Here is an 11,652-nt window from a genome sequence, read left to right on the forward strand (position 1 = left end):
CGCACCCCAGACCACCACCCGCGCCTGGCTAACCCGCGCGCGAGAAGAGGCAGGAGCAACGATGGCGACCTACGCAATCGTCAAGACCGGCGGCAAGCAGTACAAGGTTGCCGTCGGCGACGTGGTCAAGGTCGAGAAGCTGGAGTCGGAGCCGGGCGCGAACGTCTCGCTGCCGGTCGCTCTGGTCGTCGACGGCGCCAACGTCACCACCGATGCTCAGGCGCTGGCCAAGGTCGCCGTCACCGGCGAGGTGCTCGAGCACACCAAGGGCCCGAAGATCCGTATCCACAAGTTCAAGAACAAGACCGGCTACCACAAGCGGCAGGGACACCGTCAGCAGCTGACGGTCCTCAAGGTCACCGGCATCAAGTAGTAGGGGCGAGCAGACATGGCACACAAAAAGGGCGCGTCCAGCTCACGTAACGGTCGCGATTCGGCCGCTCAGCGGCTCGGCGTGAAGCGGTTCGGCGGTCAGGTGGTCAAGGCCGGCGAGATCCTGGTCCGTCAGCGCGGCACCAAGTTCCACCCCGGCGTCGACGTCGGTCGCGGTGGCGACGACACGCTGTTCGCCAAGGCGGCCGGAGCGGTCCAGTTCGGCGTCAAGGGCGGCCGCAAGACCGTCAACATCGTTCCAGCCGGCCAAACCGCCGACTGAGTGCCGGCGGATGTGCCTGGCGGCATGTCCGTGGCCGATTGAGGGGAAGCCCGATGCCTCGATTCGTCGATCGGGTGGTCATTCACACACGAGCGGGTTCCGGCGGCAATGGCTGCGCGTCGGTCCACCGCGAGAAGTTCAAGCCGCTCGGCGGTCCGGACGGCGGTAACGGCGGCCGCGGCGGCAGCGTCGTCTTCGTCGTCGACCCGCAGGTGCACACCCTGCTCGACTTCCATTTCCGCCCGCATGTCACCGCGCCGTCCGGCAAGCAGGGGATGGGTAACAACCGGGACGGCGCTGCCGGCGCTGACCTGGAAGTCAAGGTCCCAGACGGCACCGTGGTGCTCGATGAGAACGGACGCATGCTGGCCGACCTGATCGGCGCCGGCACCCGGTTCGAGGCCGCCGCCGGTGGCCGGGGGGGTCTGGGGAACGCCGCCCTGGCTTCCCGCGCCCGCAAGGCCCCCGGCTTCGCGCTGCTCGGGGAGCCGGGACAGGAACGCGACCTCACCCTCGAACTCAAGACGGTCGCCGATGTGGGCCTGGTCGGGTTTCCGTCGGCCGGAAAGTCGTCGCTGGTGTCGGTGATCTCGGCGGCCAAGCCCAAGATCGCCGACTACCCGTTCACCACGCTGGTGCCCAACCTCGGCGTGGTGTCGGCCGGTGAGCACTCCTTCACCGTCGCCGACGTCCCCGGACTGATCCCCGGCGCCTCCGAGGGCCGCGGTCTGGGCCTGGACTTCCTGCGCCACATCGAGCGCTGCGCGGTGCTGGTCCACGTGGTGGACTGCGCCACTGCCGAACCGGGACGCGACCCGATCTCCGACATCGACGCGCTGGAAGCCGAACTCGCGGCCTACACTCCCACCCTGCAGGGCGACGCCGTGTTGGGCGACCTGGCCGAGCGGCCACGGGCGGTAGTGCTGAACAAGATTGACGTGCCCGAGGCCCGCGAGCTCGCCGAGTTCGTTCGCGACGAGATCGCCCAGCGCGGCTGGCCGGTGTTCCTGGTGTCGACGGCGACCCGGGAAGGGTTGCAGCCGTCGATCTTCGGGCTGTGGCAGATGGTCTCGGAATACAACGCCGCGCGGCCCGCGGTGGTGCCGCGTCGTCCGGTGATCCGCCCGGTCCCCGTGGACGAGAGTGGTTTCTCGGTCGAACCCGACGGCGAGGGCGGATTCGTGGTGACCGGTACCCGCCCGGAGCGCTGGGTGGGACAGACGAACTTCGACAATGACGAGGCTGTCGGTTATCTCGCCGACCGATTGGCCCGCCTGGGCGTGGAGGACGAGCTGCTGCGACAGGGCGCCCGTCCCGGCTGCGCGGTGACCATCGGTGAAATGACCTTTGATTGGGAGCCGCAAACCCCTGCGGGAGGCCAGGTTCCGTTGACCGGCCGGGGTACCGACGTGCGTCTGGAACGCTCCGACCGGGTGGGTGCCGCCGAACGCAAGGCCGCCCGGCGGCAACGCCGCGAGCGCGACAGCTGATGACGCATCGGGAGAGCATCCGGACCGCACGCAGCATCGTCGTCAAGGTGGGTACCACGGCCCTCACCACGGAATCGGGCATGTTCGATGCCGGCCGGCTGGCCGAGCTGGCCGATGCGATCGAGACGCGGATGCAGGCGGGCTCCGACGTCGTCATCGTGTCCTCGGGTGCCATCGCCGCCGGACTGGAGCCGCTCGGATTGGCGCGTAAGCCAAAGGATCTGGCGACAAAGCAGGCCGCGGCCAGCGTCGGGCAGGTTGCCCTGGTGAACTCCTGGAGCACCGCTTTCGCCCGGTACGGCCGCACCGTGGGCCAGGTGCTGTTGACCGCGCACGACATCGCGATGCGGGTGCAGCACAACAACGCTCAACGCACCCTGGACCGGCTGCGCGCGTTGCGCGCGGTGGCGATCGTGAACGAGAACGACACGGTGGCCACCAACGAGATCCGCTTCGGCGACAATGACCGGCTGTCGGCGTTGGTGGCGCACCTGATAGGTGCCGACGCGTTGGTGCTGCTGTCGGACATCGATGGCCTATACGACGCCGATCCGCGAAAGTTCAAGGGCGCCAGATTCATTCCGGAGGTGTCCGGACCGGCGGACCTGGACGGAGTGGTCGCGGGCCAGAGTAGCCATCTCGGCACCGGCGGCATGGCCTCGAAAATGTCCTCGGCGCTACTGGCCGCCGACGCCGGGGTGCCGGTGTTGCTGGCGCCGGCGTCCGACGCCGCGACCGCGCTCACCGACGCCTCGGTGGGCACGGTGTTCGCGCCGCGCGCCGAGCGGATGTCCGCGCGCCGGTTCTGGGTACGCTACGCCGCCGAATCCACCGGTTCGCTGACACTGGATGCCGGCGCCGTGCGGGCGGTCATCGGGCAGCGCCGCTCTTTGCTGCCCGCGGGCATCGTCGCGGTGTCGGGGAAATTCTTCGGCGGCGACGTCATCGAACTGTGCGGACCGGACACCACCGTGGTGGCGCGCGGTGTCGTCGCGTATGACGCGGCCGAGCTCGCGACCATCATGGGTCGCTCCACCTCGGACCTGCCGGGCGACATGCGCCGGCCCGCGGTGCACGCCGACGATCTGGTGGCCGTGTAACTCACTGGGCGGTCTTGAGATACAGTGCGGCCCAAACTATTTCGACCAAAGTGTCGATAAGTGTGGCGTCGTCGTCCGGCGGTTGCACCGGCAGATTCAGCTGGCAGGCCCGTTCCACCATCAGAGTCAGCGCGCTGGCGGTGGCAGCGGCCTGGATCCCGGGCCGGATCGAGCCGTCGGCCTGGCCGGTCTCGATGACGCGGTGCACGCGCTGCGATATCGCGGTCAGCAGGTCGCGGTAGGTCTGTGCGGTCGACGGGTCGTAACCGGCCATTTCACTGAGCGCGGTGAGCACCGGCTGGTGGCGGCGATAGCTGGCGACGATGCCGGCGATCGCCGCCCTGAGGTCCTCGGGGTCGCGCCGGTCGGCCACCGACCACCACCGGTCACCGGCGGCGGCCAGGTCGTCGAACACCGCGGCCGCCAGGCGGCGCAGCAGGTGGCCCTTGTCCTCGAAGTAGATGTAGAAGCTGGCCCGGGAGATGCCGGCCTCACCGGCCAGGCGATCGACGCTGAGTTCGGTGAAGCTGGCGCCGTCGCGCATCAGCCGTTCCGTGGCGTCCAGCAGCCGGCTCTCCATGTGTTCGCGCCGCTGCCGGCGGTCCTGGCGCGCCTGTGGCTTGCGGGTGACCGACGGCATTCGTAGAGCATAACGGTGCCGGGGACATATTGACTAGACAATGTGTCTAGTCATAGGGTCACGTGCATGACAGCGACGTGCGCGAACGACCGTACCTACGACGCGATCGACCTGTCCTCGCCACAGTTCTGGGCGACCACCGCGCAGGAACGGGAACGCTCGTTCGCGGTGCTGCGCGCCGAGCGTCCGGTGAGCTGGCATTCCCCGGTCAACGACACGCTGATGGACGACCCCGGCGACCCCGGTTACTGGGCGGTCACCCGACGCGCCGACATCGTCGCGGTCAGTCGCAACAACGACGTCTTCCGGTCCGGCAAGGGGGTGATGTTCGCCAGCATCCCCGAGGAACTGCTCGAAGCGTCGCAGTCCTTCCTGGCGATGGACCCGCCGCGGCACACCAAGCTGCGCAAGCTGGTCAGCGCGGCGTTCACGCCTAGGCAGGTACGGCGTATCGAGCAGTCCATCCAGGCCAACGCCAAGACCATCGTCGAGGAGCTGCGGGAAGCCGGCAGTGGCGCCGATTTCGTCGAGTACTGCGCCAAGGAACTGCCGATCCGGACGTTGTCGGACATGGTCGGGATTCCGGAGTCCGAGCGCCAGCAGGTGGCGCACGCGGCGGATGCGCTGGTGTCCTGGGCGGACCCGGAGTATCTCGCCGGTCGCGAACCGCTGCAGGTGGTGTTCGAGAACCAGGTGTACCTGCACCAGGTCGCCGGCCAGCTGGCCGCCGAGCGCCGGGAGAACCCGGGCGAAGATCTGTTCAGCGCCCTGGTGAACGCCGAGGTCGACGGCGACCGGCTCTCCGATGCCGACGTAGCCGCATTCTTTGTGCTGCTGGCTGTGGCGGGCAACGACACCACGCGCCAGACCGCCAGCCATGCCCTGCGGGCGCTGACCGACTTTCCGGGTGAAAGGGCTTGGCTGCAAGCGGCTTTCGAGGACCGGATCGGTACAGCGGTCGAGGAGTTCGTTCGCTGGGCGACTCCGGTGATGACCTTCCGCCGCACCGCCGCAACGGATTTCGAGCTGGGCGGTCAGCAGATCCAGGCGGGGGACAAGGTGGTCATGTTCTACGCGTCCGGCAACCGGGACGAAGAGGCGTTCGACGAACCCGGCCGTTTCGACCTGAGCCGCAGCCCCAATCCGCACCTGGGGTTCGGTGGCGGAGGCGTACACTTCTGCCTCGGCGCGCACGTCGCCCGGGCGCAGTTGCGCGCCATCTTCGGTGAACTGCTCAGCCAACTCCCCGACATCGCCGCGGGCGAACCGGTTTACGTGCCGGGCAATTTCATCCACGCGATCCGCAGCATGCCCTGCACTTTCTGACAGCCCGGGCCGACAGGACTACAGTCGCGCACGTTCGTGGCGCACTGTGCCCGGCGGTCGCTTGAGAAATCCGCTTCTAGAAAACGTTGAGGATCTCACGAGGATCCGCACAGGCGCCTCCGAAAAGCTTTTCGCAACAGCGAAGGAAGCCGGAATCGGAGAGAACCATGTGGGCTTTAACGACATCTCACGGCATGCGCGTCGACGGTATCGAGCGGGAGCAGGACGCCCGGCAGGCCGTCTACATGCTCGGTCATCCCCGGATGATCGGCCCGTACTCGTGGCAGGTGGTCGACAACCGGGGACGCCAGTTCGTCGCCGAGGTCAGAAGGGCGCGCTGACCACCAGCTCGCCGGCGAGCAGCGTCAGTATCTCGGAACAACCACCGTCGACCGTCACGCCGGCCAGGTCGTCACCCCGGGTGCGGCCGCGGTTGACGATGGCCACCGGGATGTTGTTGGCCGCGGCGTGGCGCACGAACCGGTAACCGGAGAACACCGTCAGCGACGACCCGGCCACCAGCAGCGCCTGTGCCTGATCGACCAGTGAATAAGCCTGCTCGACAATGTCTTTGGGAACGCTCTCGCCGAAGTAGACGATGTCGGGCTTGAGCATGCCGCCACAGCGTGGGCAGTCGACGTAGCGGAAGGAGGCGGTATCGGCGACGACGGCGTCCGCGTCCGGGGCCACCGCCAGTCCGCCGACAGCTTCGGAACGCTCGATGAATCCGGGGTTGAGCGCTTCGAGCTGTTCTGCCAGCGCGGCACGACTCATGCGGTGGCCACAACTCAGGCAGGCCACCCGGGCGTAGGTGCCGTGCAGATTGATGACGTTGTTACTGCCGGCCTTGGTGTGCAGCAGGTCGACATTCTGGGTGATGACCCCGTTGACCACTCCGGCACGTTCCAGCGCGGCCAGCGCCCGGTGTCCGGCGTTGGGTTGCGTGTTGTCCATGTGCCGCCAGCCCAGATGGTTGCGCGCCCAGTACCGCTGCCGGAATACCGGGTCCGACGTGAACTGCCGGATCGTCATCGGGTTGCTGGGCGGGGAGTCGGGTCCGCGGTAATCGGGTATGCCCGAGTCCGTGGAGAGGCCCGCGCCCGTCAGCACTGCGATCCGGCGGCCGGACAGCAGTGCGATGAGTTCGGGAGATTCCACTCCATCGAGCCTAAGCACTAGTTGGCACCCCGTCACCCGACCCCGGCGTCGGAAATGCGACAGTAACGCGAGAATGGAGGGCGATGAGCTTCTACTCCGCATACCGACACGGGTTCGTGCGCGTTGCTGCGTGCACGCACCACACCTCGATCGCCGACCCGGCCGCCAATGCCGCGTCGGTTCTCGGGTTGGCGCGCGAGTGCCACGACGACGGCGTGGCGCTGGCTGTCTTCCCGGAACTCACACTGTGCGGATATTCCATTGAGGACATCCTGCTGCAGGATGCCCTGCTCGACGCCGTGGAAGAGGCGCTGCATGAGGTCGTCACGGCGTCTGCCGACCTGCTTCCGGTGCTGGTTGTCGGCGCGCCGCTGCGGCACCTGCACCGTATCTACAACACCGCGGTCGTCATCCATCGCGGCGTGGTGCTCGGGGTGGTGCCCAAGTCCTATCTGCCGACCTATCGCGAGTTCTATGAGTACCGCCAAATCGCACCGGGAGACGGTGAGCGGGGCAGTATCCGGATCGCGGGTGAGGACGTTCCGTTCGGTCCCGACCTGTTGTTCACCGCGGTGGACCTGCCCGACTTCGTGCTACACGTCGAGATCTGCGAGGACATGTTCGTGCCGGTGCCGCCCAGCGCCGAGGCGGCCCTGGCGGGGGCCACCGTGCTGGCAAACCTTTCCGGCAGCCCGATCACCATCGGCAGGGCCGAAGACCGCTGCCTGCTCGCCCGCTCGGCGTCGGCTCGATGCCTGGCCGCCTACGTGTACGCGGCCGCGGGCGCGGGTGAGTCGACGACCGACCTGGCGTGGGACGGTCAGACCATGATCTATGAGAACGGCACCGAGCTGGCGTCGTCGGAACGTTTCCCGATGGGCGAGCGCCGTTCGGTCGCCGACGTCGATACCGGGCGGCTGCGTTCCGAGCGGCTTCGGATGGGGACGTTCGACGACAACCGGCGCCACCATCGAGCGGTCACGGACACGTTCCGGCGCATCGAATTCCGCGTCGATCCGCCCGACGGCGACATCGGTCTGCTGCGCGACATCGAACGCTTCCCGTTCGTGCCGTCCAATCGCGAACGGCTGGAACAGGATTGCTACGAGGCTTACAACATTCAGGTCGCCGGGCTGGAGCAGCGGCTGCGGGCGCTGGATTATCCGAAGGTGGTCATCGGTGTCTCCGGGGGGCTGGATTCGACGCACGCGTTGATCGTCGCGGCCAAGGCGATGGACCGGGAGGGCCGGCCGCGCAGCGACATCCTGGGTTTCACCCTGCCGGGCTTCGCCACCGGGGACCACACCAAGAGCAACGCCGTCAAGTTGGGCGAGGCACTGGGTATCACCTTCGAGGAAATCGATATCACCGAGACCGCCAAGCGCATGTTCGAGGAGATCGGCCATCCCTTTGCGCGTGGCGAGAAGGTCTACGACGTGACCTTCGAAAATGTGCAGGCCGGCCTGCGCACGGATTACCTGTTCCGGTTGGCCAACCAGCGGGGCGGCATCGTGCTGGGCACCGGAGACCTCTCGGAGCTCGCGCTGGGCTGGTCGACATACGGTGTCGGCGACCAGATGTCGCATTACAACGTCAACGGCGGCGTGCCCAAGACACTCATTCAGCACCTGATTCGGTGGGTCATCTCCTCGGGCCAGTTCGAAAAGGACGTCACCGATGTGCTGCAGTCGGTGGTGGACACCGAGATCACCCCTGAGCTGGTCCCGGCCGGAGAGGAAGAGGAACTGCAGAGCAGTGAGGCCAAGGTCGGCCCCTATGCGCTGCAGGACTTTTCGCTGTACCAGGTGTTGCGGCACGGCTTCCAGCCGTCCAAGATCGCGTTCCTCGCGTGGCATGCATGGAGTGACCCGGACCGCGGCGAGTGGCCGCCCGGCTTCCCCGAAGGCAACCGCCCGAAGTATTCGCTGTCGGAGATCCGGCATTGGCTGCAGGTTTTCGTGCAGCGGTTCTACTCGTTCAGCCAGTTCAAGCGCTCGGCATTACCCAACGGCCCCAAGGTTTCTCACGGTGGCTCGCTCTCGCCGCGCGGAGACTGGCGGGCGCCCTCGGACATGTCCGCGCGGATATGGCTCGATGAGATCGAGCGTGAGGTGCCCGAAGGCTGACGGGTGTCCGTCGTCAAGCGGGTTCGTCGTCTTCTGGGGCGAACAGCTTTTCCGGGTGGTGGAATGTGTTGATCCGCGGTTGGCCGTGGTCCAAGTGGGCGGGCGGGAGCCATTCGGTGTCGCTTTTGGCGTTTTTGCGGGTGGTCCAGCCTTTTTCGGCGAGGCGGTTATCGATGCCGCAGGCCAGGGTGAGGTCGTGGATGTCGGTGACGTGGGTGTTTGTCCAGCCGCTGGCATGGTGCACCTGGGCGTGGTAGCCGGGGACGTCGCAGCCCGGGCGGGTGCAGCCGCCGTCTTTGGCCAGCAGCATCAGTCGCTGGGCGAGGTTGGCAAACCGCTTGGCGTGGAACAGGGCCAGGGGTTTGGCGCCGTCGAAGACCGCGAGGTAGTGGTGCGAGGTGGCGGCCCAGCCGATCAGGGTGGGCAGGGGGATGCGGGTGCCGCCGGCGGTGCGGGCTCGCCCGGCCCCGGCTTCGAGGTCTTTGAGGGTGGTGGTGACGATGATGCTGACGGGTAGGCCGTTGTGGGTGCCTAGGTTTCCGGTGGCGAAGAGTTCGCGGATGGCGGTGATGATGGCGTCGTGGTTGCGTTGGGGTTGGCTGCGGGTGTCGGTGTCTCCGTCGGGGATGCCGGCGCCGGGGGCGGCGAGTTTGGCCCAGGCGGCTTCGAGCAGTGCCCGTAGTTCGGGGGTGATCAGGCCGCTGAGCCGGGACATGCCGTCGTATTGCTGGGGGCCGAGGGTCAGGCCGCGTGTGCGGGCGCGTTCGTCGTCGGTGTAGTCGCCGTCGGGGTGCAGCAGGGCCATGAGTTCGTGGGCGTATGTGGCGACCTGGTCGGGGCGAAAGTCACAGGCCTTGCCGGCCAGGTCCTTTTCGGCGGCCTCCCAGGTCCCTACATCCACCGTGCTGGGCAGGTGGGCGATGAAGTCGCGGATCACTTTGATGTGCGCGTCACCGATCAGACCTTCGCGTTGGGCGGCGGCGGTCGCGCCCAACAGTGGCCCTAATGGTTCGCCTGTCAACGCCCGTCGTTCGCCGAGGTCGTCGGCTTCGGCGATGCGCCGGTTGGCGTCGGCTTTGGTGATCCGCAGGCGCTCGGCCAACGCTGCGGGGAGTTTGCCGCCGAGTTCGTCCTCGGTGGCCTGGGTTTTGAGGTGGTTGATCAGGGCGTGCTGGGGTGTGCGCATCCGGCGGTGCACCTTTTCCAGGCGCTCCATGCCGCGCAGGAACTCCGGGGTGGTGAACGCGTCGAACGTCAAGTCACACAGGCGATCAACAGCGGCGTCGAGTGCGTCGAAGACCTCCACGATCTCCTCGCGCGTACTCGATGCCATACCCCAATTCTATGGAGGGCCACTGACAAGTCCGGATCGCCGCGAGGGCCGAAAGGTGTTGATATCAAAGGCGATATCACTTTCCGGGACCTGGTGCCACCAAGCTCGCGTTACTGATGTGACAGACGAGCAACAGTCGCGTCGATCGCGGCGGCGTCCGGTGCGCAATCACCCGCGCCGCGCACCAGCGTCGCCAACGCACCTGCCGCACACGCCCGCCGCAACGCCTTGCGCCGTCCGTCGGCAGATCCCGCACCAGCCGGCCAACTCGCGGCCAGCACACCCGCGAATACATCGCCCGCGCCGGTGGTGTCGACCGCCGCGACGGTCGGGGCAGGCACCTCGAACTCGCCGTCGACACCAAGGTAGCGGGCACCGCGTGCACCCAGCGTGACCACGAAATGCTCACTGCGCCAGGGCCAAAGACGAGCCTCGTGTTCGTTCGCGATCACCACGTCGGCAACGCCGGCCAGTTCGGCCACCGCCTTTTCGTCCTGCCCGGCAGGCGACGCATTGACCATCACGACGGCACCGGCCGACCGCGCCTGGCGCGCGGCCGCCAATGCCGTCGACACGGGAATCTCCAACTGTGTCAACAACACATCGCAGTCCGCGATCGAAGTCGGCGACACCGAGAGCGCTGAGTTCGCACCCGGAGCCACCACGATGGTGTTTTCCCCACCGGCGTCGACCACGATGATCGCCGTCCCACTGGGGGCGTGCCGACGGATGACGGCGTCCACGCCGACGCCCGCCGCGCGCAGGTGTTCGATCAACCGATCACCGGCCGGATCGTCACCGACGGCACCGATGAACCGCACGCACGCACCGGCGCGCGCCGCTGCCACCGCCTGATTGCCCCCTTTGCCGCCGGGCGCGTAGGCCAGGGCAGACGCCAGCACCGTCTCGCCCGGACGCGGTAGATCCGCGACGTCGAGCGTCAGATCCCAGTTGATGCTGCCCACCACACAAACCAGCTCGGACATGTCACCGACACTAGATTCTGCTCGAAACTTGGGCACGGTAGCCGCCCCACCCCGGCTACCGTCCCGCCATGGAAAGCTTGACCCCCATGCTGAGCTGGGGCATCCCGGGCCTCGTGTTGTTGTTCATCGGCGTCAGCCTGTATCGGATCAGGAAGCCCCGGTTCACCGGGCCGGCGCTGACCGGAGTAGCGCGGATCCTGTCGGTGCAGTCGACCGGCACGGTGATCAACGACCGGTATGTCTGCAAGATCAGCCTCAGTGTCGAGATCCCGGGCCGCGAACCGTACGAGGCGGCTGTCCGACAGGCGATCCACCCGATTCAGATGGCTTCCGTCCAACCCGGTTCCGTGGTTCCCGTCCAGGTTGACTCCGCGGACCTGGGCAAGGTCCGGATAGAGCCAGCCAGTTCGATCCGCAGGACGACGTTTACTGGATCACCGAATGCCGCGGACCTGGCCGCGGCGTACAACGAGCACAAGCAGCGACACGGCAGCGCGTCAGGCCAATGGGCATCCGCAGCGCAACTACTCGCGTCAGGTCAGCGCGTCCAGGGTGTGCTCAGGTCCTTTGCCCCGACCGGAAACACGTTGCGCAGCTTGGGCAGAGAGGCAACCGCGATGCCCGAGCTGCTCGATGCCCCGCAGTATGTCGTCGAGATGGAGCTTCGCTTCCCGAATCTGGCGCCGATCATCGGCCGGAGCGTCCAATCGATTCCGGAAGATCATGTGCCCTACCTTGCGGTCGGGCTCGAACTTCCCTGTGCGGTGGACCCTTCGGACCCGTCGCGCCGGTTCGTGGTGGATTGGGAACGCGCCATCCACTGAAAGGCAGCCGTCAC

The 11,652-nt window shown here is 67.2% G+C and carries 12 protein-coding genes; 8 read left to right on the forward strand and 4 right to left on the reverse strand.

Annotated features, from left to right (window positions below; translation table 11 throughout):
* The first annotated feature begins 61 nt into the window (after positions 1-61).
* Genes rplU through proB form a run of 4 tightly spaced genes read left to right on the forward strand, consistent with a single transcriptional unit; the run spans position 62 to position 3,245 of the window.
* Positions 62-373, forward strand: coding sequence for a 50S ribosomal protein L21 (gene rplU / locus AO501_RS11900; protein WP_055577886.1), 312 nt, complete (start codon positions 62-64; stop codon positions 371-373).
* A 15-nt stretch (positions 374-388) separates the two neighbouring features.
* Complete coding sequence (rpmA, locus tag AO501_RS11905; protein WP_055577887.1) at positions 389-655, forward strand: 50S ribosomal protein L27; 267 nt, start codon at positions 389-391, stop codon at positions 653-655.
* Positions 656-708: 53 nt separating this feature from the next.
* The gene (gene obgE / locus AO501_RS11910; RefSeq protein WP_055577888.1) at positions 709-2,145 is read left to right on the forward strand and encodes a GTPase ObgE; all 1,437 of its coding nucleotides are present in this window, start codon (positions 709-711) and stop codon (positions 2,143-2,145) included.
* On the forward strand, positions 2,145-3,245 hold the full coding sequence (proB, locus tag AO501_RS11915) for a glutamate 5-kinase (protein ID WP_055577889.1): 1,101 nt from the start codon (positions 2,145-2,147) through the stop codon (positions 3,243-3,245). Before obgE ends, proB begins: the two co-directional genes overlap by 1 nt.
* A gap of 1 nt (position 3,246) precedes the next feature.
* Here the strand turns inward: proB and AO501_RS11920 are convergent, their stop codons facing one another.
* Entirely contained in the window at positions 3,247-3,885 is a 639-nt protein-coding gene (locus AO501_RS11920; protein ID WP_055577890.1) for a TetR/AcrR family transcriptional regulator, read from the reverse strand.
* Between the two features lie 66 nt (positions 3,886-3,951).
* Here AO501_RS11920 and AO501_RS11925 point away from each other — a divergent pair, with 66 nt between their 5' ends.
* Together AO501_RS11925 and AO501_RS37100 are read left to right on the forward strand one after the other, a co-directional pair.
* Positions 3,952-5,211: a cytochrome P450 gene (locus tag AO501_RS11925; protein ID WP_055577891.1), complete on the forward strand. Its 1,260-nt coding sequence runs from the start codon at positions 3,952-3,954 to the stop codon at positions 5,209-5,211.
* Positions 5,212-5,405: 194 nt separating this feature from the next.
* The gene (locus AO501_RS37100) at positions 5,406-5,552 is read left to right on the forward strand and encodes a hypothetical protein (protein WP_156452483.1); all 147 of its coding nucleotides are present in this window, start codon (positions 5,406-5,408) and stop codon (positions 5,550-5,552) included.
* On the opposite strand, the gene AO501_RS11930 is transcribed toward AO501_RS37100, so the two are convergent.
* The gene (locus tag AO501_RS11930) at positions 5,536-6,369 is read right to left on the reverse strand and encodes an NAD-dependent protein deacetylase (protein WP_055577892.1); all 834 of its coding nucleotides are present in this window, start codon (positions 6,367-6,369) and stop codon (positions 5,536-5,538) included. The two genes, AO501_RS37100 and AO501_RS11930, sit on opposite strands and share 17 nt — an antisense overlap.
* Before the next feature lie 83 nt (positions 6,370-6,452).
* Between AO501_RS11930 and AO501_RS11935 the strand changes: the two genes are divergently transcribed.
* Positions 6,453-8,495: an NAD(+) synthase gene (locus AO501_RS11935; protein ID WP_055577893.1), complete on the forward strand. Its 2,043-nt coding sequence runs from the start codon at positions 6,453-6,455 to the stop codon at positions 8,493-8,495.
* A 13-nt stretch (positions 8,496-8,508) separates the two neighbouring features.
* Here the strand turns inward: AO501_RS11935 and AO501_RS11940 are convergent, their stop codons facing one another.
* Together AO501_RS11940 and AO501_RS11945 are read right to left on the reverse strand one after the other, a co-directional pair.
* Positions 8,509-9,828, reverse strand: a complete 1,320-nt coding sequence (locus AO501_RS11940; protein ID WP_055577894.1) for an HNH endonuclease signature motif containing protein — start codon at positions 9,826-9,828, stop codon at positions 8,509-8,511.
* Positions 9,829-9,938: 110 nt separating this feature from the next.
* The gene (locus AO501_RS11945; protein WP_055577895.1) at positions 9,939-10,814 is read right to left on the reverse strand and encodes a ribokinase; all 876 of its coding nucleotides are present in this window, start codon (positions 10,812-10,814) and stop codon (positions 9,939-9,941) included.
* 68 nt (positions 10,815-10,882) lie between these two features.
* Here AO501_RS11945 and AO501_RS11950 point away from each other — a divergent pair, with 68 nt between their 5' ends.
* A complete protein-coding gene (locus AO501_RS11950; protein WP_156452484.1) occupies positions 10,883-11,638 on the forward strand; it encodes a hypothetical protein in 756 nt (251 codons plus the stop codon).
* Positions 11,639-11,652: the final 14 nt, after the last annotated feature.

Source organism: Mycobacterium gordonae, from assembly GCF_001417955.2.
Lineage (GTDB): Bacteria > Actinomycetota > Actinomycetes > Mycobacteriales > Mycobacteriaceae > Mycobacterium > Mycobacterium gordonae_B.